Here is a 23,560-nt window from a genome sequence, read left to right as displayed (position 1 = left end):
TAAAGCGGTCGTTAACGAGGCGCCCCAAGGGCGCGACGGCCCCGCCACCGCGAGTCACATGGCATAGACGGGGCGCCCACCGGATACACCCACACACAATCAGTCATGTCCAAAGCTCTGATCATCGCCGAGAAGCCATCCGTCGCGAACGACATCGCGCGCGCTCTGGGCGGATTTACCAAGCATGACGAGTACTACGAGAGCGACGACTACGTGCTCTCGTCGGCGGTCGGCCATCTGCTGGAAATCGCCGCACCCGAGGAGTACGAGGTCAAGCGAGGCAAATGGAGCTTCGCGAACCTGCCCGTCATCCCGCCCCATTTCGACCTGAACCCGATCGCCAAGAGCGAATCGCGGCTCAAGGTGCTCACGAAGCTGCTCAAGCGCAAGGACGTCACGAAGCTGATCAACGCCTGCGACGCGGGGCGCGAGGGCGAGCTGATCTTCCGCCTGATCGCGCAACACGCGAAGGCGAAGCAGCCCGTGCAGCGCCTCTGGCTCCAGTCCATGACGCAGCAGGCAATCCGCGACGGCTTCGCGAACCTGCGCAGCGACGACGACATGCTGCCGCTGGCCGACGCCGCGCGCTGCCGCTCGGAAGCCGACTGGCTCGTCGGCATTAACGGCACGCGCGCCATGACGGCCTTCAACAGCAAGGGCGGCGGTTTCTTCCTGACCACGGTCGGTCGCGTTCAGACGCCAACGCTCTCGATCGTCGTCGAACGTGAAGAGAAAATCCGCCGTTTCGTGCCGCGCGATTATTGGGAAGTGCGCGCCGAATTCGTCTGCGCGGGCGGCTTCTACGAAGGCCGCTGGTACGACCCGAAATTCAAGAAGGACGAGCACGATCCGGAAAAGCGCGATTCGCGTCTCTGGAGCGTGCCGGCCGCCGAAACCATCGTCGCCGCCTGCCACGGCCGCGAAGGCACGGTCACGGAAGAATCGAAGCCGTCCACGCAGCTCTCGCCCGCCCTCTTCGACCTGACGAGCCTGCAGCGCGAAGCCAACGGCCGCTTCGGCTTTTCGGCCAAGAACACGCTCGGTCTCGCCCAGGCGCTGTACGAAAAGCACAAGGTGCTCACCTATCCGCGTACCGACTCGCGCGCGCTGCCTGAGGACTACCTCAGCACCGTGAAAGAGACGATGGAGATGCTCAAGGAGAGCAACAACTATCTGCCGTTCGCCAAGCAGGCGCTCGACAAGGGCTGGGTGAAGCCGAACAAGCGCATCTTCGACAATTCGAAGATCAGCGACCACTTTGCAATCATCCCGACGCTGCAGGCGCCGAAGAATCTGTCGGAGCCGGAGCAGAAGCTGTACGACCTCGTCGTCAAGCGCTTCCTCGCCGTGTTCTTCCCGGCGGCCGAGTACCGCGTGACCACGCGTATCACCGAAGTCGCCGGTCATCACTTCAAGACCGAAGGCAAGGTGATGGTCGAGCCGGGCTGGCTGCAGATCTATGGCCGCGACACGAGCGGCGAAGACGCGAACCTCGTGCCGGTGCAGAAGGACGAGAAGGTCAAGACCGACAAGATCGCCGCGCACCAGCTCGTGACCAAGCCGCCCGCGCGCTACAACGAAGCGACGCTGCTCTCGGCGATGGAAGGCGCGGGCAAGCTCGTCGACGACGAAGAACTGCGCGAGGCGATGGCCGCCAAGGGGCTCGGCACGCCGGCCACGCGCGCGGCCATCATCGAAGGTCTGCTCGGCGAAAAGTATCTCGTGCGCGAAGGCCGCGAGCTGATTCCCACGGCCAAGGCATTCCAGCTGATGACGCTGCTGCGCGGCCTCGGCGTGGAAGAACTGACCGCGCCGGAACTCACGGGCGAGTGGGAATACAAGCTTTCGCAGATGGAGCGCGGCAAGCTCCCGCGCGACGCGTTCATGCAGGAAATCGCCCGCATGACGCAGACCATCGTCAAGCGCGCGAAGGAATACGATTCGGACACCATTCCGGGCGACTACGCCACGCTGGAAACGCCGTGTCCGAATTGCGGCGGTCAGGTGAAGGAAAACTACCGACGCTTCGCGTGTACGAAGTGCGAATTCTCGATTTCGAAGATTCCGGGCGGCCGTCAGTTCGAGATTCCCGAAGTCGAGGAACTGCTGCAGAACAAGACGATCGGTCCGCTTTCGGGCTTCCGCAGCAAGATGGGCCGTCCGTTCTCGGCGATCCTCAAGCTGTCGTTCGACGACGAGATCAAGAACTACAAGCTCGAATTCGACTTCGGTCAGGATCAGGGCACGGAAGACGGCGAAGCGCCCGACTTCTCGCAGCAGGAGGCCGTGGGCGCGTGTCCGAAGTGCAAGGGCCGCGTGTTCGAGCACGGCATGAGCTATGTCTGCGAAAACTCGGTGGCGAATCCGAAGACCTGCGACTTCCGTTCGGGCAAGGTGATTCTCCAGCAGGAGATCGCGCGCGAGCAGATGGCCAAGCTGCTGTCCGAAGGCCGCACGGACCTGCTGACGAACTTCAAGTCATCGCGCACGGGGCGTAACTTCAAGGCGTTCCTCGTGAAGCAGCCCGACGGCAAGATCGGCTTCGAGTTCGAGAAGAAGGAACCGAGCGCGAAGACGGCGGCCAAGACCGCGGCGAAGAAGTCCACCGCGAGCGCCGACGCCGCCAACGACGCAGCCGAAGACGCGGAAGCCACTGCGAAGCCGGCACGCAAGACGGCGGCTGCGAAGACCGCGCCTGCGCGCAAGACCGCGGCGAAGAAAACCGCCGCGCGCAAGACGGGTTCTTAAGTCTTAGGCGCGCATCGCGCGCGCCGTGCGCCATTCAGGCAAGCGGCGCGCGGCGTCGTTCGACGCATCGCCCAGCAAAAAAGGCGCAGCTTCTCACGAAGCTGCGCCTTTTTTATCGCCTGAATCGACCGGCGCAATCATGCGACGATCGATCCCAAACGCGGATTAAAGCGGCGAAATCGCCGAAGAACGCGTGCGGCCGGCGGATGCGCGGCCCGCCTTCGGCGCGCGCTCTTCCGCGCCGTTGTGCTCGCCTTCCGCGCCGCGCGAACCGTCGAGCAGATCCGAGATCGGCTCCGCGCCGTCGAACGCCTCGGGCGCGCCGTTGCGGGCGTTAGCCGGGCGCGCGAGACCGTCCTTGACCCACTGTTCGCCGAGCTGGCTGTTCGGCGTCTGACTGAAATGCTCCACCAGATGGTCGATGAACGTACGCACCTTGGCCGGCAGATGGCGGCGGCTCGGGTACGCGACGTTGATCTCGACCTGCGGGAGACGGTAGTCGCCGAGCAGGCGCACGAGGCGTCCGCGCGTCATGTCGCGGCCGATCAGGTAGCTCGGCAGAATCGCGATGCCCATGCCGAGCAGCGCGAACTGACGCAGCATTTCGGTATTGTTCGCGACGATCACGTTGCTCGGGCGCACGCGCACTTCGCCTTCCGGACCGGTGAACACGCGCTCGTCGCCCCAGTATTCCGAAGGCAGCGACAGCGACGGATGCTCCATCAGGTGCTCGGGACGCGTGGGCGTGCCGTGCTTTTCCAGATACGCGGGCGTCGCGCACACCGTCATGCAGCCCGTCGTGAGACGACGCGTCACGATGCTCGCGCTGCGCATCTGGCGCGCGGTCACGACGCCGAGATCGAAGCCTTCTTCGACCAGATCGACCTGGCGGTCGACCAGCGTGACATCGGGAATGACTTGCGGATAGCGCTGCGTGTAGGTCTGCAGCACGGGCGCGAGATTGTGCAGCCCGAACACCACCGGCGCCACGATGCGCAAGGTGCCGACGGGTTCGTGGTTGCGCGCCACCACCATCTGCTCCACATCTTCGAGCTCGTCGAGAATCTGGCGGGCGCGTTCGAGATAGACCTGACCGGACTCGGTGAGGGAAAGACTGCGGGTCGTGCGGTTGAGCAAACGCGTGCCAAGACGACCTTCGAGGTCCGCCACGTGACGCGTCGCAACCGCATTCGAGATATCCATCGCGGAAGCGGCCCGGGCAAAACTGCCGAGGTCGGCCACTTTGACGAAAACTCGCATCGACTGCAAATGATCCATGAGACAACTCCTGCCTGTTACTGTCCGTCGGAATCCGACGGAGGAAACCACGAATTCTCCTACGACATGAGAAATCGTGCAGAAGTTGCCTAAGAAGCACTGAATTTCTTCGAAATTTTCGCTACTGTCACTGTTTACGCAGTATCACAGCCGCTATTGTTTCCCGCTTCGAAACAATTTTCTGCATCGCAGCGAAAAGCCCGGATCATCGTGAACAGAACACGCGTTCTAGAGCAGATTTTTGCCCGCCTTTTTCCACGAACTAAGTACGACCCCAAATAAAAAGATCGCCCGCAGGCGATCTTTTTGTTCAATTCGAGCGCTCATACCCGCTCACACCGATAGTGAGCGCTCACATTCATCGAAAAACGCCGTTCAAAGGCGGCTTTCCAGATCCGCACGCGTGTCGCGCAGCGACGGCGGCAAACCTTGCGCAAGCGTGTCGAACAGCTCCGAATGCAGGGCCAGCTCCGCGCGCCAGGCGTCGGCGTCGACCGAAATCACCTGCGCGAACTGCTCGGGCGTGAAGTTCAGGCCGCGCCAGTCGAGATCGCCATAACGCGGCGACACGCCGAACGCGTGCGCTTCGCCCTCGCCCTGACCTTCGATACGGCGCACCATCCATTCGAGCACGCGCATGTTCTCGCCGAAGCCCGGCCACACGAACTTGCCGTCGTCGCCCTTGCGGAACCAGTTCACGCAGAAGATGCGCGGCAGCGTCGCGCCGAGCTGTTCGAGGCGGCCGCCCACCTTCAGCCAGTGGCCGAAGTAGTCGGCCATGTTGTAGCCGCAGAACGGCAGCATGGCGAACGGATCGCGGCGCACCACGCCCTGCTGCCCTGCCGCCGCCGCCGTGGTTTCCGAGCCCATCGTCGCGGCCATGTAGACGCCTTCGGTCCAGTCGCGCGCCTCGGTCACGAGCGGCACGGTGGTCGAGCGGCGGCCGCCAAACACGAACGCGTCGATGGCGACGCCCTTCGGGTTTTCCCATTCGGCGTCGATCGACGGACATTGCGACGCGGGCGCCGTAAAGCGCGCGTTCGGATGCGCGGCCTTGCGACCCGTTTCCTTCGCAATGGCCGGCGTCCAGTCCTGGCCCTGCCAGTCGATCAGATGCGCGGGCGGCGTGTCGGTCATGCCTTCCCACCAGACGTCGCCGTCATCGGTGAGCGCGACATTCGTGAAGATCACGTTCTCCTTGAGCGTCGCCATGGCGTTGAAGTTGGTCTTCTCGCTCGTGCCCGGCGCCACGCCGAAGTAGCCCGCTTCCGGGTTGATCGCGTAGAGGCGGCCGTCCGCGCCCGGCTTGATCCAGGCGATATCGTCGCCGATCGTGCTGATTTCCCAGCCGTTCATGGCGGCCGGCGGAATCAGCATGGCGAAGTTGGTCTTGCCGCACGCCGACGGGAACGCCGCCGCGACGTGATACTTGCGCCCTTCCGGCGATTTCACGCCGAGAATCAGCATGTGCTCGGCGAGCCAGCCTTCGTCGCGGCCCATCGTCGAAGCGATGCGCAGTGCAAAGCACTTCTTGCCGAGCAGCGCATTGCCGCCATAGCCCGAACCATAACTCCAGATCTCGCGCGTTTCCGGGAAATGGACGATGTACTTGGTCTTGTTGCACGGCCACGGCACGTCCTGCTCGCCCGCCGCCAGCGGCGCGCCCACGGTGTGCACGCAGGGCACGAACGGGCCGTCTTCGCCCAGCACGTCGTACACCGCGCGGCCCATGCGCGTCATGATGCGCATGTTGACGGCCACGTAGGGGCTATCGGAGAGTTCGACGCCGATATGCGCGATCGGCGAGCCGAGCGGGCCCATCGAAAACGGCACGACATACATCGTGCGGCCGCGCATCGAGCCGGCGAACAGGCCGTCGAGTGTCGAGCGCATTTCGGCGGGCGCGATCCAGTTATTGGTCGGGCCGGCGTCTTCCTTCTTCTGCGAGCAGATGAAGGTGCGATCCTCGACGCGCGCCACGTCCGAGGGATCGGAGCAGGCCAGATACGAGTTGGGGCGCTTCTGCGGATTGAGGCGGCGCATCGTGCCCGCGTCGACCATCTGCTGACACAGGCGGTCGTATTCCTCCTGCGAACCGTCGCACCAGACGATGCGTTCGGGCTGCGTGTGCGCGGCGATCTGCTTGACCCATTCCACCAGTTTCCGGTGCCGGACCCAGGACGGCGCCTGCATGGCGGCCTGGGCGGGGAAGTCGGGATGATTCATCGAAAAGTCTCCATAGGGGCTGATAAAAAATCGTTTCAGGCCCCTTTCGACGCTGCGTGCGAGAGGCACTTTTTTTAAGCGATTCAACGGCGAAACCGGGGCTGCGGTCCGCGCAGTTGTGCAGGTCGTCAAGGCCCAATCAGCAGGGGTTCGCAACCGTCTGTAAAGCGGCTTGCATGGCGACCCGACAAGCTGATAAAAGGGGGAAAATTCTCGTTCAAACCTCGTGCAGCCGCATTGAGCGCCATCGAACGAAACAGCAATTGCGGTACCCGCGAGCGCTATTTCTTCGTTGCGGCCGATGCAACGTGAGGCGACCCCGTATTCATACCAGCCTGTCAAACGCTGCATAGTGGGATAACCACCAGATGAACATCGAGTCGCGCCACGTACGGTGCGCTGCCTATCACTTTTGCCGCCATGAAAATTGCCATCCTTGACGACTACCAGGACGCCGTCCGCAAGCTCGACTGCTTCCAGCTGCTTGCCGATCACGAGGTCAAGGTCTTCAACAACACCGTGCGCGGGCTCGGTCAGCTCGCGAGCCGCCTCTCGGAAGTCGAAGCACTCGTGCTGATTCGCGAACGTACGCGCATCTCCTCGCAACTGCTCGACAAACTCCCGCATCTGCGCATGATCAGCCAGACGGGCAAGGCCGGTCCGCACATCGATATCGAAGCCTGTACCGAACGCGGCATCGCCGTGCTCGAAGGCACCGGTTCGCCGGTCGCGCCCGCCGAACTCACCTGGGCGCTGATCATGGCGGCGCAGCGGCGCATTCCGCAGTATGTCGCCAACCTCAAGCAGGGCGCGTGGCAGCAGTCGGGCCTGAAGACCTCGGCGATGCCGCCGAACTTCGGTCTCGGCCAGGTGCTGCGCGGCCAGACGCTCGGCATCTGGGGCTACGGCAAGATCGGCCGCCTGGTCGCCGGTTACGGCAAGGCGTTCGGCATGCGCGTGATCATCTGGGGCCGCGAGCATTCGCTCGAAGCCGCGCGCGCCGACGGCTACGAAGCCGCCGCCAGCCGCGAGGCGCTGTTCGAGGAAAGCGACATCCTCTCGCTGCACCTGCGTCTGCACGACGACACGCGCGGCATCGTCAAGCAGGAAGACCTGTTGCGCATGAAGCCGACGTCGCTGCTCGTCAACACGAGCCGCGCCGAACTGCTCGAAGAGAACGCGCTGCTCGGCGCGCTCGCGCACAACCGGCCGGGCATGGTCGCGATCGACGTGTTCGAGAGCGAGCCGATCCTGCAGGGCTACAGCCTGCTGCGTATGGAAAACGTGATTTGCACGCCGCACATCGGCTATGTGGAGCGCGAAAGCTACGAGCTGTATTTCGGCGCGGCCTTCCGCAACATCCTGTCGTTCGATGCGGGCGATCTCTCGCACGTCGCGAATCCGGAAGCGCTGCAAGGCGGTCGCCGCAAGTAAGGCGGCAAGCTGCGCGCGTAGCCAACAAAAAGGCGGCCATCAGGCCGCCTTTTTTGCGTCGATGCGCGCGCCGCGCGATGCGGCTCAGACGTGCGAGGCCGCCTCGAACATCTCCGGCAGACGCGCGAGAAAACGCTCGCCGTCTTCGGCGCCGAGGTTCCAGGCGTGCTGCATCTGCTGCGGGCTCGTGTAGTCCCAGCTCGAAATCGGCACCTTCGCGGTCGGCTGCACATAGAGGCGCAGTTGCTCGCCGGGCTGGCCGCCGTCGCCGCCCGTGCGGTGCTTCACCACGAACATCTGCGGACGCGGATACAGCCGCGTGACCATCACCAGCACGCGCCCGGGCGTGTCGTCGAGCGCGCCGACGGGCACGTTGTCGACCATGCCGCCGTCGAGCACGGCGCGCCCGTTACGGCGCAGCACCGGCGTAAAAGGCGGCGTGCACGACGATTGCAGCACGAGGTCGGCGAGATCGTCGACGCTCTGGCAAGCCTGCGCCGTCACGAATTCCGGATGAAAACCGAGCTTGCGCCCAAGCATGGGATGCAGCGTCTTGCGGATGTGCTTTTCGATGTTGTACGCGATGAGCCCTGCCGCCACCGCGCTGCGCGCGCCGAGCCAGCGCGGCAGATGCGACACGCCGATGCGGATCTCGGGCGCGTCCTGCAGCTTTTCGAAACGCGGCCCGTAGATGTCGAGCAGCGCCTGACGGTAGATGCGGTAGTGCGGAAACACCGACTCGCCGCGCAGCAGGTTGCCCCAGTACGCGTTGCGCTTGTTGTGCTTGAGCGCTTCCTCGTAATAGCGCATGACCCACTGCGAATCGCGCGTGTAGATCATGCACGCGGTAGCCGCGCCCGCCGAAATGCCCGTGATGACGCGCGGGCGCAGATCCAGCTTCGGCTGAACGACGTCCCAGAAACCCGCCTGCCACCAGCAGCGGTTGCCGCCGCCGGCAAAGACAACCTGATCGAACATGCGCCCTCTTTCCTTCGATTCGTCCTGAATGCGACAGCTTAGTCGAGTAGCGCGTAAGTCGAGGTCGCGTGAACGGCCATCCGGCCGTCTTCGTCATAGAGTTCTATTTCGCCGAACACCAGATTGCGGCCCATGCGCAGCACGCGCGCCGTGATCTTCACGTCGCCCTTGCGCACCGCGCGCATGAAGTTGGTGTTGAGTGCGACCGTGGTCATCGGTTTGAATTCGCCGAGCGCCGCCGAGATCGCCACGATCATCGCCGTGTCGGCGGCCGCCATGAACACCTGGCCGCAGATCACGCCGCCCGCGTGGCGCAGCTCGCCGGAAAACGGCAGCCGCAGCGTGGCGCTGTCTTCCGTCACGTCGAGCGGCTTCAACCCGAGCGCCTTCACCCACGGCGCCAGCACGCGCTCGAGCAGCGCGTCGATTGCCTTGTCGTCCATCGTCTCTCTTGTGCCTTTTATGGAGTGCGTGCCGCGTGGCGGATGTCCTCGTGGCGACGGACCCGGCGGGTAGCGCGCGGCACGCCGGCTCGCGGCCCGAAACGATCGGAAGCGATCCGAAGCGCGGACCCGCCAGCGTGGCCACATGATACCGGGTGGTACCGCGTCCTGTTGATATTGAAGATAAGGCGACCGTGCTGCCGCGACGCGCCAGCTTGCCGTTCCAGGCCGCCAGCAACTTTTTTAGGAAATTTGCGAAAAGGACTTGCCAAGACTCAAAAGGCAGGGCATAATCTTTCTTCTGTTGGGGGCGTTAGCTCAGTTGGTAGAGCAGCGGACTCTTAATCCGTAGGTCGAGTGTTCGAGTCACTCACGCCCCACCAGCCAATTTATGTGAAAAGCCCGGTCTTCTGACCGGGCTTTTTGCTTTCCAGGTTCCACGTAGGCACTATGTAGGCAAATTCGAGCAACATTCGTCCTGCAATGTCGCAGCTTATTCAGTGCGCGAAGTGCATCCACGCGAATCGCAATCTTCGCCACCTCAAAGCGATCTTGCCGCTCCTCCCGCACGCCCCCCCCCTCACAACAGCAGGGCACGCGAAGCGTGGGCCTATGAAAACATGCCTAACCCGCATCTGGGGCTTTCAGTTCCTGCAATCGGCTCTTTGTTATCCGCTCCATGCATCCCCAAAAAACGATGTAACGCATGGATGCCTGCCCCAGTCCATACGTCTCGCCATAGCAGTAGTTGTCTCGATACTGCACCCATGCATCTTGGCTATTTTTGAAATAGGGCCATGCCAATGGATAATTATCAGCCTTCAAAGATTTATCATTTCTCGCTGCTTTTTCAGAAAATAATCGCAATTCCTTATTTAATTTATCATCGGCATCTTCAAATTCACGATGGGCACACTGATCCATATCCTCCTGTGAGGCATTATGCTGCGCTTTGCATAATTCATCAATCCACGCCGTTGACTTCCCCAGAAAATAAGCCGCCGAGGATCGATACAGCTTATAGTCAAATCGCTCCGAATATATGGATTGCGCATTTACGCGCGATGGCGTGAACGAACCCAGCATCAGCAACATTGCGATAAAACATAGCGTCTTAGTGCTCCGCATCATAAACTCCCGAAGCAAAGAGACGCGCCTCGGCATAGCGCCTCGTCCTTAATTTTTTGTTCTTTCCGATTCGATATTCCAATATATAATCAAACATTTCTCCGTAGCGGCCACCGTTAACTTTGTCGATAATATCATCCGCACCGCCATTGGGGCCACAATTGAAAACAATGCTTACAAGCGCATCATATTCAAATTGATATAACTCTACGTTTACATCTCCGTTTAAACGCTGCTCCATTCTTTCAAGATCGCGCCTCTTGAATTCTCTGGCGCGTTCTAGCGAAATAGTTTGCCCCAATGCTATATGATCGGCAGGCAAGATACGATGGCCGCTCGCGACTGTAGGAATTCCAACATTGTCACGGTATGCCTTCAAATAAATCCATCAATAACTTGATGCCCTTGAAAATTTACACCGTTCAACAACCCAGACTCCCACACACTTATAAATGACAAGCCTTCCTTCGATGCCTTCCACGGCTTGCTTATCCTGCCTGCGTAGATTGAAATAGTGGATTTGGTGGATAAGTCCGCCATGTGCCCTCCATTGTTGAGTGTCTAGTAATTAAACGTCAACGATCCAAATTTTCCTTGATATCAAAGCTCGCGGTGACAGTACCTGCACTTGCACCGATATCGCTTTGCAATATATATTCTTGCTTTACCCGAGAAAATGAAAGCGCAACGTGCTCATAGTAACTCTCATCATGTACAATCGGCTTAACAGAGGTTATTATCACGTCTCCCATAATTATTTTTAAGAAATCAAGTGGCACACCACCCGCCTTGCGCACTGACAGGATTGCTTCTGGTATGTGGCGACCCGTCAAACAATAACGCATGAGATTAGGACTGGAGCGATCAATTTGATGAATAAATTTCAAATCCTTAATTGTTGCCTTACCTGCACCGCCGCCAGACCCTAACATCATTGATGATTGCTGAGCCATTTCCCATTGCCAGCTAGAAATTTCGATCTCATCTTGATGGACTGCATCTTTCGCCTCACCTGAAATACCATTTATTTTCAGAAAAATATCGGCCATTTCGCCTCCTGGTTCGTTACGTAAAAATGTTGCCGCAACCGCATGATTGATGCAGGCCCTATTGCACAACCATAGTGATCTGAAATATTGAACGGTGAAAATCAGAACAATCTGATTTTCATTAATTTTTAAAAAATCGAATAATCAATACATCAAAATTTGATGTAGATCACCCCGTATTTTGAATCGGATAAGTTGACAAATGGCGCGGCTCACGTTTGAGCGCGCGCGTCATGTCACTACCTTTGCGATTCGAAAAATTTAAACCGGGCGACAGATGGCGTCTGTCCATTCGTCCCGGCTTACCTCAGGAATACGCGGATTGGCTTTCCCCCGCTTTCCCGGACAGGTAAATTAGCCCGTCATGCGTAGCTCGAACTGAACCGGGCTAAGGAAGTCCAGTGTTGAATGTCGGCGATGCGGGTTGTAGAAGCGCTCGATGTAATCGAACACGTCGGCCCGCGCCGCGTCCCTCGTGCGATAAATGTCATGCAAAAAGCCCGGTCTTCTGACCGGGCTTTTTGCATTTCTCCCGCCGTTTTTCCTGCGCGCGCTTGTCTGCGCAGCGGTGGCGCTGCGCTTTCGCCGCTCAAACCAGCACGTCGGCGCTGCGGTCTCTCACTTTCATCGAAAAACGCACCGCGCGCGGCGGCTGGGGCAGCCAGCGGCCGAGCGACTCGAAACCGTCGAGCTGACGCAGCAGCGTGTCGACCGTAGCGAGCTGAACGTGAGACAAATGGTTTTGCTTGAGCAAGGCGTGCAGCCGTTTGCGCCAGTAGTCGGCGTCCATGATCGGCTCTTCGAAGTCGCTCGATAGCGACGCCGGCATCACGCGCGCGATATGCGCGATTTCCTGTTCAACGAATGTCATGGCGAACTCCCCGTTTCCGACAGTGTTTCTTATCGTATGACGTAACTGTAGGACGACCGGGGCGCGACGCCAGCCTACCCGATTGGATAGGGCGAAAATCCAGCCAGAACGCATCGACGGGCACGCGCGATGCTCAGGCCCGACGCGCCGTGCCGCGCGCGTTTTAAGACTGATCCGATAGGGTTTTTCTGACCTGCATCAGATCATGGAGTGATCGAAAAACACTCCAGAGGTGATTGCCATGCACGGGCATCCAACCGACAAACTCGTCGCCGGCGCGGTCATCGGCGGCATTCTCACCGCCGCGCTCGTCGTGCTGATGGTCTGGCTCGACTTTCCGTCGGACCGGGGCTATGGCGCGGCCGTACGGCTTGCCGTGCCCGCCGCCCTCTCCGCCCTCCTGCTGTTCCCGCGCCCGATTCTGCATCGCACGCTGCTGCGAGAAAGGCGCGATCCGGGCCTGCTCGACGAAGATCTGAACCTGTTGCTCGTGGGCCGCGCGCTGGGTCTCGTCGGCGGCATCATTTTCGGCATTTCGCTGGCCTCGGAAATTCTCTAGGGACTTCTGAGGCGCGCGTCCGCTCACAGGCTCACAGGAACGGCTTGCCGTCGACCTGTTCGTAGACGACGTTGCCTTCGTCGTCCTCGAATTGCTCCAGATAGTTGCGGGCGCCGCACAGCGGGCAACGGAACAACGGACCCTGGCCCTCGTTCTTGATGACCACTTCGCTTTGTTCCCAGGGCGTGCCGCAGGACTGATTGCGGCAGACGAACGATTCAGTTTCAGACATTGCAGATTCTCCTTGCTGTTACGGCTGCAAAGCCTACAGCATGCGGGCCCCGCGCGCCGCAATTCGTCGCGCTTTCCGCCATCCTTTCCTCGCGTTTTCTTCACCCTCGCTCGTTTTCCCGCGCGTTGTTCAGTTTTTGAGCAACGCGTGCGCGTCCTTCTGCGCTTTGCTGTGCCGTGGCGGCGCAATGTGGCCGCACCGGCGCCCTCGCCTGTCTCGCTAAGCCGTTCAGGCTCCGCGCCCCGCACAGACCGGGCCGCATGCGTCCGCGCGCCGCAGCGGCCCTGCACGCCCCTTCGCCTCGCGCCCGCACTCCTCTCGATCCGCGATTGGCACGCTTCTGGCATTGACGAGCACCGGTTGCGCGGTCTCGGCCTGACGCGCCCACCCATATCGACACAGACAAAACGAGGAGCACGTAGATGAATCACGCGGACATGCAGTTCCTGACGACCGAGTTCCCGTACAAGAAGCAATACGGCAACTTCATCGGCGGCGAGTGGGTCGCGCCGCTGGGCGGCGAGTATTTCGACGACATCTCGCCGATCACCGGCCATCCGTTCACGTCGATTCCGCGCTCGCGCGAAGCCGACGTCGAGCTGGCGCTCGACGCCGCACACAAAGCCAAGACCGCCTGGGGCAAGACCTCGTCGACCGAGCGCGCCAACATCCTCAATCGCATCGCCGACCGCATCGAGCAGAACCTGCACAAGCTCGCCGTGGCCGAAACCATCGACAACGGCAAGCCGCTGCGCGAAACGCTGGCCGCCGACATTCCGCTCTCGGCCGATCACTTCCGCTATTTCGCGAGCTGCGTGCGCTCGCAGGAAGGCGGCATCTCCGAAATCGATCACGACACGGTCGCCTATCACTTCCATGAACCGCTCGGCGTGGTCGGCCAGATCATCCCGTGGAATTTCCCGATCCTGATGGCCGCCTGGAAGCTCGCGCCCGCGCTCGCGGCCGGCAACTGCGTCGTGCTCAAACCCGCCGAGCAGACGCCCGCCTCGATGCTCGTGTTCGCCGAGATCATTCAGGATCTGCTGCCGCCGGGCGTGCTCAACATCGTGAACGGCTTCGGCCTCGAAGCAGGCAAGCCGCTCGCCTCGAACAAGCGCATCGCCAAGATCGCGTTCACCGGCGAAACGACGACGGGCCGCCTGATCATGCAGTACGCGAGCCAGAACATCATTCCCGTGACGCTGGAACTGGGCGGCAAGAGCCCGAACATTTTCTTCGCCGACGTGCTCGATCACGACGACAGCTATTTCGACAAGGCGCTCGAAGGCTTCGCGATGTTCGCGCTCAATCAGGGCGAAGTGTGTACCTGCCCGTCGCGCGTGCTGATCGACGAAAAGATCTACGACCGCTTCATGGAGCGCGCGCTCAAGCGCGTGGCGGCGATCCAGCAAGGCCATCCGCTCGACACGAAGACGATGATCGGCGCGCAGGCCTCGCAGGAACAGCTGGAGAAGATCCTCTCGTACATCGACCTCGGCAAGCAGGAAGGCGCGCAATGCCTGATTGGCGGCGAACGCAACGCGCTGGCCGGCGAACTCGGCGCGGGCTACTACGTGAAGCCGACCGTGTTCCGCGGCCACAACAAGATGCGCATCTTCCAGGAGGAAATTTTCGGGCCGGTCGTTTCGGTGACCACGTTCAAGACCGAAGAGGAAGCGCTGGAGATCGCCAACGACACGCTCTACGGCCTCGGCGCGGGCGTGTGGACGCGTGACGGCACGCGCGCATATCGCTTCGGCCGCGAGATCCAGGCCGGGCGCGTGTGGACGAACTGCTATCACGCGTATCCGGCGCACGCGGCGTTCGGCGGCTACAAGCAGTCGGGCATCGGCCGCGAGAACCACAAGATGATGCTCGATCACTATCAGCAGACGAAGAACCTGCTCGTCAGCTATAGCGACCAGCCGCTGGGTTTCTTCTGATGGGCGTGTGATCTTCTTCTAATCGATTGCGGGTGTTGTACCGGCTCGCCGGGCGCCGTGTGGGGCGTTCCGGCGAGCGTCTTTTTCGAGGAGCGCCGCGACATGGTCGAACGCGTTACCGCCACGCCCGCCGCGCTCGCGCTGATCGAGCAACTCGCGCGCGAGCACGGCTCACTGCTGTTTCATCAATCCGGCGGCTGCTGCGACGGCAGCGCGCCGATGTGTTTTCCCGCCGGGGAATTTCTCGTGGGCAACGCCGATGTGCAGCTCGGCGAGATTGGCGGCGTGCCGTTTTATATGACCGCGTCGCAATTCGAGTATTGGCAGCATACGCAGTTGATCATCGATGCGGTGCCGGGCAATGGCGGCATGTTTTCGCTTGAGCGGCCGACGGGGTTGCGGTTTCTCACGCGCTCGCGGCTTTATGACGATGAGGAGAACGCGTGGCTTGAGGCGCATCCGGTGGCGCGGGTGAGTTTGTGACTTTGAGCCGAGACAGGTAGCGGGAGGGATTTCGAGGGCGATGCTATCCTGGCCGGCATCCGCGCATTCGCGCATTCGCGCGCGCCGAACCTGGAGACGACATCATGCAAAACCGCGACGTGAAGCTGCTCAAGCTCGATCCGATGGATCTGCTCGCCGTGAGCCATACCGGCCCGTATATGAAGATCGGCGATGCGTTTTATACGCTCGCACAGTGGCTCGGCGAGCGGAAAGTGCGGACGTCGGGTTCGAGGCTCGTCGGCATTTACTACGACGATCCGAATTCGGTCGAGGAATCGAAGCTGCGCTCGAAGGCGGCGGTGCAGCTTGTGCACGATCGCGATGTGCAGGTTGTGGCGCCGGTGGAGAAGTTTCAGTTGCGCGGCGGTGAGCACGCGATGGTGCTGCACAGCGGGCCGTATCAGGGTCTACAGCAAGCGTGGATGTGGCTTTACAACGAGGGATTGAAGCAGCTCGGGCGGAATGCGGACTTTTCGGTGCCTTCGTTCGAGGTGTATCTGAATACGCCGGATGAGGTCGCGCCTGATGATCTGAAAACCGAGCTTTATATTCCGCTGGCTTGAGGGCTTGTTTCGGGGCTTGCCGGTTTTTTTCGAGGCCGCTGGAGAGGTTGTCCAGCGGCTTTTTCGTTTCCGATGCGCAGTCTCTTAGGGTTTTTCAATCTATGTATACGTAAACGTAGTAATAGTTAACAAGTCCCTGGGTATTCTGTGGATAACCCTGGAAAACTATTGAGTAAACAAGGTTGTGGAAAATTCATAACCCTGCGGGCGTTAACGGGACAATCCCAGGTAGTTGCTGACAACTTTTCCACTGTTTTATCCAGGGGCGGAGTTGTTCAGGTTTCATGCACCGGATGTTCCGGGGGTTGTAAGGGGGTTATCCAGAGGGGGATGTGGATAGATTGCGGAGCTTCGTTTGGGCGAAGAAAAAGCGCCTTGAGGGCGCTTTTTTGTTGAGGGGCTGGGGGAATGGGGTGAGGTGGGTGGCGTAGAGGCTTTGTTATTCGCATTGCGCGGAGGAGGATCGAACTCCCGACCTTCGCATTGTGAACGCGATTGCAATCTGAGCGCCACCCCCACCCATAAACCACAATCAAATCAAATCCCAAAAACAAAAAGACCCACGAGTCTCTCAACTCGTGGGTCTCCCAATCCCAGCCAGATCGCCAACCGCGACCCGACTAAAACCCCTCAAACATCAATATTCCCCGCCCGCAGCGCATTGCTCTCGATAAACGCACGACGCGGCTCCACGTCATCACCCATCAACGTAGTGAAAATCCCATCCGCGGCAATCGCATCCTCGATCTGCACGCGCAACAAACGACGCACAGTCGGATCCATCGTCGTTTCCCAGAGCTGCTCAGGGTTCATCTCGCCGAGCCCCTTATAACGCTGCTTCGAGACATTGCGCTCAGCATCCGCGATCAGCCACTTCATCGCGCTCTTGAAGTCCGTCACGGCCATGCTGCGCTCGCCCCGCTTGATGAGCGCATTCTTGCCGATCAACCCCTTGAACGTATTCGCGGTATTCACGAGTTGCTGATAATCCGCCGTCAGCTGGAACTCCTCATCGATCACGGAAACCTTGACGTTGCCATGATGACGACGCTCCACGCGCAGCGAACGCTGCTCGCGCACCGCGTCATACATCGGCACAACGGACACTTCCGGCTTCAAAGGATCGTCGCGCAGATGCGCCTCAAGCGCACGAGCCGAAGCCTCCGTCGACTCCTCGCTCGACAGATCGATCGCGACGCCATCCATGATGGCTTCGAGCGCCCGCACGTCATACAGACGCGACAAGCGATCCACCACGGCGCGCGCCAACTGATACGACCGCGCCAGCTCGCCCAGCGCATCGCCCGAAATCGGCGTCGCGCCTTCCGTCGGCACCAGTTCCGAACCGTTCAGCGCCAGACGCAGCATATGCGCGTTCAGATCGGCGTCGTCCTTCAGATAACGCTCGTCCTTGCCCGCCTTGAGTTTGTAAAGCGGCGGCTGCGCGATATACACGTAACCGCGCTCGATCATCTCCGGCATCTGGCGATAGAAGAACGTCAGCAGCAGCGTGCGGATGTGCGCGCCGTCCACGTCCGCATCGGTCATGATGATGATGCGGTGATAACGCAGCTTCTCGAGGTTGTAATCTTCCTTGCCGATACCGCAGCCGAGCGCGGTAATCAGCGTGACGATCTGCTCCGACGACAGCAGCTTGTCGTAGCGCGCCTTCTCGACGTTCAGCACCTTGCCGCGCAGCGGCAGGATCGCCTGGAACTTGCGGTCGCGGCCTTGCTTGGCCGAGCCGCCTGCCGAGTCGCCCTCGACGATATACACCTCGGACTTCGCCGGATCCTTCTCCTGGCAGTCCGCGAGCTTGCCCGGCAGGCCCACGCCGTCGAGCACGCCCTTGCGTCGCGTCATTTCACGCGCCTTGCGCGCGGCGTCGCGCGCACGCGCGGCGTCGACGATCTTGCTGCAAATGGTCTTCGCGTCGTTCGGCGTTTCCTGCAGGAAGTCTTCCAGCGCCTTCGCCACGACGTCTTCCACCGGTGCGCGCACTTCCGACGACACCAGCTTGTCCTTCGTCTGCGAGCTGAACTTCGGCTCCGGCACCTTCACGGAGAGCACGCACGACAGACCTTCGCGCATGTCGTCGCCCGAGGTTTCGACCTTGGCCTTCTTGGCGATTTCGTTGTCGGCGATGTACTTGTTGATCACGCGCGTCATCGCCGCGCGCAGACCCGTCAAGTGCGTGCCGCCGTCGCGCTGCGGGATGTTGTTCGTGAAGCACAGCACGCTTTCGTTGTAGCTGTCGTTCCACTGCATGGCGACTTCCACGCCCACGCCGTCCTTCTCGCTCGAGATGTAGAAGATGTTCGGGTGCAGGACCGTCTTCGCCTTGTTGATGTACTCGACGAAGCCCTTCACGCCGCCCGCGAACGCGAAATCGTCTTCCTTGCCCGAGCGCTGGTCGGTCAGGCGGATACGCACGCCGTTGTTCAGGAACGAGAGTTCGCGGATGCGCTTGGCGAGAATGTCGTAGTGATATTCGACGCTGCCGAAGATGGTTTCATCGGCCATGAAGTGCACTTCGGTGCCGCGGTTTTCCGTGTCGCCGAGCAGTTGCATGGGCGAGACCGTCACGCCGTCGCGCTCTTCGAGAATGCGGTTCTGCGGCACGCCACGGTGGAATTCCATGAAGTGCTTCTTGCCGTTGCGGCGCACGGTCAGGCGCAGGAAGCTCGACAGCGCGTTCACGCACGAGACGCCCACGCCGTGCAGGCCGCCCGAGACCTTGTAGCTGTTCTGGTCGAACTTGCCGCCCGCGTGCAGCTCGGTCATCACGATTTCAGCGGCGCTGCGCTTCGGATCGTGCTTGTCGTCCATCTTCACGTCCGTGGGAATGCCGCGGCCGTTGTCGGTGATCGAGATCGAGTTGTCGGCGTGAATGACGACGTGAATGTCGTTGCAATAGCCGGCAAGCGCTTCGTCGATGGAGTTGTCCAGCACTTCGAAGACGAGGTGGTGCAGACCGGTGCCGTCCGACGTGTCGCCGATGTACATCCCGGGACGCTTGCGCACCGCTTCCAGACCTTCGAGGATCTGGATCGACGAGGCGCCGTAGCTGTTGTCGGGTTGCGAGTTGTTCGTATCAGTCATGGAATTTTTCCGGTTCTGCTGTACTGCCAGCGTTACTGCTCGAGACTTTTTGAAAAGCCATAAAACGCCAAAGGGGCGCAGCGCCCCCTGGTGTTCTTCTTCTGTCGCGCTTTTTAAATGCGCATCGGCATCACCACGTACTTGAATTCCTCGTTCTCGGGAATCGTGATGAGCGCGCTGGAACTGGCGTCGCCGAGGCTCACTTCCAGCGTGTCGACCTTCAGGTTCGCGAGGACGTCGAGCAGATACGTGACGTTGAACCCGATGTCGATGGTATCGCCCTGATAGGCGATTTCCAGCTCTTCCTGCGCCTCTTCCTGGTCGGCGTTGGTCGACATGATCTTGAGCTGGCCCGGCTCGATGATGCAGCGCACGCCCTTGAACTTGTCGGACGTGAGAATCGCCGCGCGTTGCAGCGAGCGTTGCAGTTCTTCGCGGCCGATCTGGAAGGTGTTCTTGTGCGCCTTCGGAATCACGCGCTGGAAGTCGGGGAACTTGCCTTCCACGAGCTTCGAAACGAGCTCGACCTGGCCGAACGTGAACTTGACCTGCGTGGAGCCGATGTCGATCTTGAGCGTGTCGTCGATGTCTTCGAGCAGGCGCTGGAGTTCGAGAATGGTCTTGCGCGGGATGATGACTTCCTGGCGCGCGAACGAGCCTTCGATCTTCATCGACGAGAACGCGAGGCGGTGGCCGTCGGTGGCCACGGCCATCAGCTGGTCGCCGTCCACCACCAGCAGCATGCCGTTCAGGTAGTAACGGATGTCCTGCTGCGCCATCGCGAAATAGACCATGCCGAGCAACTGGCGGAAGGTCTTCTGCGGCACCGAGAGGTTCGCGCCGAAGTCCTTGGCCTGCGCCACCGTGGGGAACTCGTCCGCGGCAAGCGTTTGCAGGGCGAAGCGGCTCTTGCCCGATTGCACCGTCAGGCGCTTGTCGGCGAGCGTGAGCGTGACCTGGCCGTCGGGCATCGCGCGCAGGATGTCGAGTAGCTTGCGTGCGGCGACCGTGGTCGCGACCTGCTCGCTGCCGACGCCGAAGTCGGCGGTCGTGGTGATCTGCAGCTCGAGGTCGGTCGACAGGAACGAAACGTCGGAACCGGTTTTGGTGATCAGCAGATTGGCGAGGATCGGCAACGTGTGGCGGCGTTCGACAATGCCGCTCACCGTTTGCAGCGGCCTCAGCAGGTTATCGCGTTCGGTCTTGACCAGTTGCATAGAGTTCCTTCGTTGATGTGACGGTCTGCGCACCCTGTCCGGGCCGGGCGTCGTGCGCCCGATCCCGGCACCGTCCCGCAGCACAGGCCGTGGCGTGGAATCCGCCCGGTCGGCCGGAGCGCCGGACGGTTAAACCCATATTGTGCCTGAAAACGGACCGCTTCCCTAAATTGGGGGCGATCCACGCAATAAACAGGGGGGAACCTCGGGGGCCCGCCCCGTCAGCCCTTGAGCGTTTGCTCCAGAACGTGCAGCTCGTGGTTGAGCTGGGCGTCCTTGGTGCGCTCGTCGGCAATCTTGCGCACGGCGTGCAGCACCGTGGTGTGATCGCGCCCGCCGAACAGCTCGCCGATTTCCGGCAGGCTTTTCTGCGTCAGCTCCTTGGCCAGGTACATCGCGATCTGGCGCGGCCGCGCGATGTTCGCGGGGCGCTTCTTCGAGTACATGTCGGCGACCTTGATGCTGTAGAAGTCCGCCACCGTCTTCTGGATGTTTTCCACCGAGATCTGGCGGTTCTGCACCGTCAGCAGATCCTTGAGCGCTTCCTTGGTCAGCTCGATGGAGATTTCGCGGCCGTGGAACTTCGAGTACGCGAGGATCTTGCGCAGCGCGCCTTCGAGTTCGCGCACGTTCGAGCGCAGATGCTTGGCGACGAAAAACGCCACGTCTTCGTTCAGGCTCACGCCTTCCGACTGCGCCTTGCGCATCAGGATGGCCACGCGCATTTCGAGTTCGGGCGGCTCGATCGCGACCGTCAGGCCCGAGTCGAAGCGTGAGATCAGGCGGTCGTCGATACCCGAGATTTCCTTCGGATACGTGTCGCTCGTGATGATCACCTGCGCCTTGTTGGCGACCAGCGCCTCGAACGCGTAGAAGAACTCTTCCTGCGTGCGCGACTTGCCCGAGAAGAACTGAATATCGTCGATCAGCAGCAGGTCGAGCGAGTGGTAGTAGCGCTTGAAGTCGTCGAACGCCTTGCGCTGATACGCCTTCACCACATCGGACACGTATTGTTCCGCGTGGATGTAGCGGATGCGCGCGCCCGGCTTGTCGATCAGCAGCTGGTTGCCGATCGCGTGGATCAAGTGGGTCTTGCCAAGGCCCACGCCGCCGTACAGGAACAGCGGGTTATACGAGATGCCGGGATTGTCGGCGACCTGGATGGCTGCGGCGCGTGCGAGCTGGTTCGCCTTACCGGTCACGAAATTGTCGAACGTGAGCACCGGGTTGAGCTTCGAGCGCTCGTAGGTCGGGTCCGGCTCGGCGCTGGCCGCGGCGGCCGCGCCCTGACCCGGACGCCAGCTGCGGCGGCCGGCGGCGGCTTCGTTGGCGTCGAGGCTCGGCAGGTCGAGGTCGGCGGCGTCATCGGCCTGGGCGGCCTGGGCCGCATGCGCGGTTTGCGCGGCGGCGAGGCTGTTCATGGCGGCGACGGCCGCGGCGCCCGCGTGGCTCGGCGCGGCGTGGTGAACGGTCGGCGCCGCTTCGGCGGCGGCCAGCGGCGCGCGCGGCGCGGGAGCGGCGACAGGCGCGCGCATGCCCGCCTTCGGGTCGAGGACGAATTGCACGTCGACGGGCGTCTGCCAGAAGTCGCGCGCCAGATCGGTGATCCGGCCCGAGAACTGGCTCTTCACCCAGTCGAGCTTGAAGCGGTTGGGAGCGGCTATCTGCAGCGTGTTCGCCGCAGCGTCGAAGGCAACCGGGGCCAACGGTTTAATCCACGTCACGTACTGCTGGGGCGTCAATTCGCGCTCCAGTAGTGCGGAACAGTGTTGCCAGAATTCGTTCATCGAGATGCTGTGGTCGTTTTGTTTGCGTGCAAATGCGTTCGCGCCGCGCGTGTCGCACAAATGCAACAAGGCCCTGGCGGGGCGAAAACAAATGCTCCGGACGCCCGCGCGGCAAGGAGTTGCGGCAAGCAGGCGGGCCGGAGCGGCAAGCAGGATTCTTGGGATAGGCGAGATTCTAACGCCGAAAAGGCCTGGCCAGGAAGTTATCCACAGGGACGGATCAAGGTGCCGTATCTTCTCTCATACTGTGGATGAGCGTGGCGCAACAAGGCTCCGCACGAATGCGGGACGGAACGGTTTGCTGCCTTCGAGCACACTTTGCGCGCGCTTCGACGCCCTAACCTATTGACGGCCAACGAAAAACCGGATTAAATAGCGGGTTCCGCGAAAACCAATCCCTTGTACCACCGGCCATTGCTTTTTTCCGCGATGCTCGCCGCGGTCATTTCTCAATAAGTGAGAGCAACATGAAACGTACTTACCAACCTTCCGTTACCCGTCGCAAGCGTACCCATGGCTTTCGCGTGCGCATGAAGACCGCCGGTGGTCGCAAAGTGATCAACGCACGCCGTGCGAAGGGTCGCAAGCGTCTCGCCATCTAAGCGCGCCGCTTACCAGTTTTGTCGATAGCACCGCTATCAGCACAATCGACCACGATCGACGATAGCGGGCCAGACGTGAAACTGTCGGACGAAGCGGACAACGCGAACGAGGTGCCTCACGGCACGTCGCGAACGCAGGCCGCTTTCCCGAAAGCCGCAAGGCTACTGAAAACGGATGAGTTCTCATCCGTTTTTCGTTTGCGCCCCTGGCGCCGCGCCGCGCACTTCGTCGTGTACGGCCGCGCCACCGGCAACGAGGCGCGGCTCGGGCTCGTGATCGGCAAGAAGTACGCGCCGCGCGCGGTCACGCGCAACCTGGTGCGCCGCATCGCCCGCGAGGCGTTTCGCGTGCGCCGCGCGCAGTTCGAAGGCTTCGACCTGCTGCTGCGCCTGCACACGAAATTCGACCGAAAGGCCATGCCGTGCGCTTCGTCGCCGCCGCTGAAGACACTTTGTCGCACCGAAATCGAGATGTTGCTCGACAAGGCCGCGCGCGAAGTCGCCAGGCGGCGCGCCGCGCCCGAGACGGGCGCTGCCTCGTGAGGGCCGCGCGCCGGTCCGTCGCGATTGCTGTGCAGGCCGCGCCCGCTGGCCGGGCACGACGTTCGTCTTTCCTAGCGGCGCTGTCCGGTCGCCACGCCATGCAAACGGTACTGATCGCTTTACTGCGCTTCTACAAGCTTGCCGTGAGTCCCCTGCTCGGCAACCGCTGCCGTTTTTACCCTTCCTGTTCGGATTACGCGCGCGAGGCAATCCAGTATCATGGCGCCGCGCGCGGGACTTACCTCGCCGCGCGGCGGCTTTGCCGCTGCCACCCGTTTTCGGCGGGCGGCGTCGACCTGGTCCCGCCTGCATCTCCGAAAAAGCGCTGACGCGCCTTCCATCGACACTGAGAC

General features: G+C 61.3%; 21 protein-coding genes, 1 tRNA gene and 1 pseudogene. 10 read left to right on the top strand and 13 right to left on the bottom strand.

Annotated features, from left to right (window positions below; all coding sequences use genetic code 11):
* The first annotated feature begins 105 nt into the window (after nucleotides 1-105).
* Nucleotides 106-2,748 (top strand): DNA topoisomerase III, encoded by a 2,643-nt coding sequence (locus tag BMY06_RS10130; RefSeq protein WP_074982918.1) that lies wholly within the window; start codon nucleotides 106-108, stop codon nucleotides 2,746-2,748.
* 165 nt (nucleotides 2,749-2,913) lie between these two features.
* Here the strand turns inward: BMY06_RS10130 and BMY06_RS10125 are convergent, their stop codons facing one another.
* Both BMY06_RS10125 and BMY06_RS10120 read right to left on the bottom strand, forming a co-directional pair.
* Complete coding sequence (locus tag BMY06_RS10125; RefSeq protein ID WP_065061822.1) at nucleotides 2,914-4,026, bottom strand: LysR family transcriptional regulator; 1,113 nt, start codon at nucleotides 4,024-4,026, stop codon at nucleotides 2,914-2,916.
* 375 nt (nucleotides 4,027-4,401) lie between these two features.
* Nucleotides 4,402-6,252, bottom strand: a complete 1,851-nt coding sequence (locus BMY06_RS10120) for a phosphoenolpyruvate carboxykinase (GTP) (RefSeq protein WP_074982917.1) — start codon at nucleotides 6,250-6,252, stop codon at nucleotides 4,402-4,404.
* Nucleotides 6,253-6,672: 420 nt separating this feature from the next.
* Here BMY06_RS10120 and BMY06_RS10115 point away from each other — a divergent pair, with 420 nt between their 5' ends.
* The gene (locus tag BMY06_RS10115) at nucleotides 6,673-7,686 is read left to right on the top strand and encodes a D-2-hydroxyacid dehydrogenase family protein (protein ID WP_065061820.1); all 1,014 of its coding nucleotides are present in this window, start codon (nucleotides 6,673-6,675) and stop codon (nucleotides 7,684-7,686) included.
* Nucleotides 7,687-7,770: 84 nt separating this feature from the next.
* Here BMY06_RS10115 and BMY06_RS10110 read toward each other — a convergent pair whose 3' ends face one another.
* Nucleotides 7,771-8,664 carry a patatin-like phospholipase family protein gene (locus BMY06_RS10110; protein ID WP_074982915.1) on the bottom strand — a complete coding sequence of 298 codons (894 nt, stop codon included), beginning with the start codon at nucleotides 8,662-8,664 and terminating at the stop codon, nucleotides 7,771-7,773.
* 38 nt (nucleotides 8,665-8,702) lie between these two features.
* Nucleotides 8,703-9,107: a PaaI family thioesterase gene (locus tag BMY06_RS10105; RefSeq protein ID WP_065061818.1), complete on the bottom strand. Its 405-nt coding sequence runs from the start codon at nucleotides 9,105-9,107 to the stop codon at nucleotides 8,703-8,705.
* A gap of 307 nt (nucleotides 9,108-9,414) precedes the next feature.
* Between BMY06_RS10105 and BMY06_RS10100 the strand changes: the two genes are divergently transcribed.
* A tRNA-Lys gene (locus BMY06_RS10100) sits at nucleotides 9,415-9,490 on the top strand.
* A gap of 241 nt (nucleotides 9,491-9,731) precedes the next feature.
* Here BMY06_RS10100 and BMY06_RS10095 read toward each other — a convergent pair.
* The 5 genes and pseudogenes from BMY06_RS10095 to BMY06_RS10075 form a co-directional block, all read right to left on the bottom strand.
* Nucleotides 9,732-10,202 carry a lysozyme inhibitor LprI family protein gene (locus BMY06_RS10095; protein WP_161495579.1) on the bottom strand — a complete coding sequence of 157 codons (471 nt, stop codon included), beginning with the start codon at nucleotides 10,200-10,202 and terminating at the stop codon, nucleotides 9,732-9,734.
* A 19-nt stretch (nucleotides 10,203-10,221) separates the two neighbouring features.
* Complete coding sequence (locus BMY06_RS10090) at nucleotides 10,222-10,614, bottom strand: lysozyme (protein WP_161495580.1); 393 nt, start codon at nucleotides 10,612-10,614, stop codon at nucleotides 10,222-10,224.
* Between the two features lie 196 nt (nucleotides 10,615-10,810).
* Nucleotides 10,811-11,284, bottom strand: coding sequence for an Hcp family type VI secretion system effector (locus BMY06_RS10085; protein ID WP_074982910.1), 474 nt, complete (start codon nucleotides 11,282-11,284; stop codon nucleotides 10,811-10,813).
* Between the two features lie 354 nt (nucleotides 11,285-11,638).
* Nucleotides 11,639-11,770: pseudogene (locus BMY06_RS10080) on the bottom strand (IS3 family transposase); the annotation flags it as partial.
* A 103-nt stretch (nucleotides 11,771-11,873) separates the two neighbouring features.
* Complete coding sequence (locus BMY06_RS10075) at nucleotides 11,874-12,155, bottom strand: hypothetical protein (protein ID WP_065061817.1); 282 nt, start codon at nucleotides 12,153-12,155, stop codon at nucleotides 11,874-11,876.
* Between the two features lie 241 nt (nucleotides 12,156-12,396).
* Between BMY06_RS10075 and BMY06_RS10070 the strand changes: the two genes are divergently transcribed.
* Entirely contained in the window at nucleotides 12,397-12,714 is a 318-nt protein-coding gene (locus BMY06_RS10070) for a hypothetical protein (RefSeq protein ID WP_074982909.1), read from the top strand.
* Nucleotides 12,715-12,745: 31 nt separating this feature from the next.
* Here BMY06_RS10070 and BMY06_RS10065 read toward each other — a convergent pair whose 3' ends face one another.
* A complete protein-coding gene (locus BMY06_RS10065) occupies nucleotides 12,746-12,946 on the bottom strand; it encodes a hypothetical protein (RefSeq protein ID WP_065061815.1) in 201 nt (66 codons plus the stop codon).
* A gap of 422 nt (nucleotides 12,947-13,368) precedes the next feature.
* Here BMY06_RS10065 and adh point away from each other — a divergent pair, with 422 nt between their 5' ends.
* From adh to BMY06_RS10050, 3 genes are all read left to right on the top strand, one after another.
* Complete coding sequence (gene adh / locus BMY06_RS10060; protein WP_074982907.1) at nucleotides 13,369-14,889, top strand: aldehyde dehydrogenase; 1,521 nt, start codon at nucleotides 13,369-13,371, stop codon at nucleotides 14,887-14,889.
* Between the two features lie 102 nt (nucleotides 14,890-14,991).
* The gene (locus BMY06_RS10055; RefSeq protein ID WP_074983015.1) at nucleotides 14,992-15,372 is read left to right on the top strand and encodes a DUF779 domain-containing protein; all 381 of its coding nucleotides are present in this window, start codon (nucleotides 14,992-14,994) and stop codon (nucleotides 15,370-15,372) included.
* A 104-nt stretch (nucleotides 15,373-15,476) separates the two neighbouring features.
* Nucleotides 15,477-15,956: an AraC family transcriptional regulator gene (locus tag BMY06_RS10050; RefSeq protein WP_074982905.1), complete on the top strand. Its 480-nt coding sequence runs from the start codon at nucleotides 15,477-15,479 to the stop codon at nucleotides 15,954-15,956.
* 630 nt (nucleotides 15,957-16,586) lie between these two features.
* Here BMY06_RS10050 and gyrB read toward each other — a convergent pair.
* The 3 genes from gyrB to dnaA form a co-directional block, all read right to left on the bottom strand.
* Nucleotides 16,587-19,058: a DNA topoisomerase (ATP-hydrolyzing) subunit B gene (gyrB, locus tag BMY06_RS10045; protein ID WP_074982903.1), complete on the bottom strand. Its 2,472-nt coding sequence runs from the start codon at nucleotides 19,056-19,058 to the stop codon at nucleotides 16,587-16,589.
* A gap of 113 nt (nucleotides 19,059-19,171) precedes the next feature.
* A complete protein-coding gene (dnaN, locus tag BMY06_RS10040) occupies nucleotides 19,172-20,275 on the bottom strand; it encodes a DNA polymerase III subunit beta (protein WP_065061811.1) in 1,104 nt (367 codons plus the stop codon).
* A 221-nt stretch (nucleotides 20,276-20,496) separates the two neighbouring features.
* A complete protein-coding gene (dnaA, locus tag BMY06_RS10035; RefSeq protein ID WP_065062272.1) occupies nucleotides 20,497-22,062 on the bottom strand; it encodes a chromosomal replication initiator protein DnaA in 1,566 nt (521 codons plus the stop codon).
* Nucleotides 22,063-22,529: 467 nt separating this feature from the next.
* Between dnaA and rpmH the strand changes: the two genes are divergently transcribed.
* From rpmH to yidD, 3 genes are all read left to right on the top strand, one after another.
* A complete protein-coding gene (gene rpmH, locus BMY06_RS10030) occupies nucleotides 22,530-22,664 on the top strand; it encodes a 50S ribosomal protein L34 (RefSeq protein ID WP_004198824.1) in 135 nt (44 codons plus the stop codon).
* A 75-nt stretch (nucleotides 22,665-22,739) separates the two neighbouring features.
* Complete coding sequence (rnpA, locus tag BMY06_RS10025) at nucleotides 22,740-23,207, top strand: ribonuclease P protein component (RefSeq protein ID WP_074982900.1); 468 nt, start codon at nucleotides 22,740-22,742, stop codon at nucleotides 23,205-23,207.
* Between the two features lie 98 nt (nucleotides 23,208-23,305).
* A complete protein-coding gene (yidD, locus tag BMY06_RS10020; RefSeq protein ID WP_028211944.1) occupies nucleotides 23,306-23,536 on the top strand; it encodes a membrane protein insertion efficiency factor YidD in 231 nt (76 codons plus the stop codon).
* The last annotated feature ends 24 nt before the right edge of the window (nucleotides 23,537-23,560 follow it).

It is taken from the genome of Paraburkholderia tropica, assembly GCF_900109265.1.
Lineage (GTDB): Bacteria > Pseudomonadota > Gammaproteobacteria > Burkholderiales > Burkholderiaceae > Paraburkholderia > Paraburkholderia tropica.
Note: the sequence above shows the minus strand (reverse complement) of the source record. Positions and strands in the feature narration are given on the sequence as shown.

What these genes read in the sequence shown, in the direction of transcription:
- BMY06_RS10130 (WP_074982918.1), top strand. Translation starts at nt 106, where the DNA reads ATGTCCAAAGCTCTGATCATCGCCGAGAAGCCATCCGTCGCGAACGAC.
- BMY06_RS10125 (WP_065061822.1), bottom strand. Translation starts at nt 4,026, where the DNA reads ATGGATCATTTGCAGTCGATGCGAGTTTTCGTCAAAGTGGCCGACCTC.
- BMY06_RS10120 (WP_074982917.1), bottom strand. Translation starts at nt 6,252, where the DNA reads ATGAATCATCCCGACTTCCCCGCCCAGGCCGCCATGCAGGCGCCGTCC.
- BMY06_RS10115 (WP_065061820.1), top strand. Translation starts at nt 6,673, where the DNA reads ATGAAAATTGCCATCCTTGACGACTACCAGGACGCCGTCCGCAAGCTC.
- BMY06_RS10110 (WP_074982915.1), bottom strand. Translation starts at nt 8,664, where the DNA reads ATGTTCGATCAGGTTGTCTTTGCCGGCGGCGGCAACCGCTGCTGGTGG.
- BMY06_RS10105 (WP_065061818.1), bottom strand. Translation starts at nt 9,107, where the DNA reads ATGGACGACAAGGCAATCGACGCGCTGCTCGAGCGCGTGCTGGCGCCG.
- BMY06_RS10095 (WP_161495579.1), bottom strand. Translation starts at nt 10,202, where the DNA reads ATGTTGCTGATGCTGGGTTCGTTCACGCCATCGCGCGTAAATGCGCAA.
- BMY06_RS10085 (WP_074982910.1), bottom strand. Translation starts at nt 11,284, where the DNA reads ATGGCCGATATTTTTCTGAAAATAAATGGTATTTCAGGTGAGGCGAAA.
- BMY06_RS10075 (WP_065061817.1), bottom strand. Translation starts at nt 12,155, where the DNA reads ATGACATTCGTTGAACAGGAAATCGCGCATATCGCGCGCGTGATGCCG.
- BMY06_RS10070 (WP_074982909.1), top strand. Translation starts at nt 12,397, where the DNA reads ATGCACGGGCATCCAACCGACAAACTCGTCGCCGGCGCGGTCATCGGC.
- BMY06_RS10065 (WP_065061815.1), bottom strand. Translation starts at nt 12,946, where the DNA reads ATGTCTGAAACTGAATCGTTCGTCTGCCGCAATCAGTCCTGCGGCACG.
- adh (WP_074982907.1), top strand. Translation starts at nt 13,369, where the DNA reads ATGAATCACGCGGACATGCAGTTCCTGACGACCGAGTTCCCGTACAAG.
- BMY06_RS10055 (WP_074983015.1), top strand. Translation starts at nt 14,992, where the DNA reads ATGGTCGAACGCGTTACCGCCACGCCCGCCGCGCTCGCGCTGATCGAG.
- BMY06_RS10050 (WP_074982905.1), top strand. Translation starts at nt 15,477, where the DNA reads ATGCAAAACCGCGACGTGAAGCTGCTCAAGCTCGATCCGATGGATCTG.
- gyrB (WP_074982903.1), bottom strand. Translation starts at nt 19,058, where the DNA reads ATGACTGATACGAACAACTCGCAACCCGACAACAGCTACGGCGCCTCG.
- dnaN (WP_065061811.1), bottom strand. Translation starts at nt 20,275, where the DNA reads ATGCAACTGGTCAAGACCGAACGCGATAACCTGCTGAGGCCGCTGCAA.
- dnaA (WP_065062272.1), bottom strand. Translation starts at nt 22,062, where the DNA reads ATGAACGAATTCTGGCAACACTGTTCCGCACTACTGGAGCGCGAATTG.
- rpmH (WP_004198824.1), top strand. Translation starts at nt 22,530, where the DNA reads ATGAAACGTACTTACCAACCTTCCGTTACCCGTCGCAAGCGTACCCAT.
- yidD (WP_028211944.1), top strand. Translation starts at nt 23,306, where the DNA reads ATGCAAACGGTACTGATCGCTTTACTGCGCTTCTACAAGCTTGCCGTG.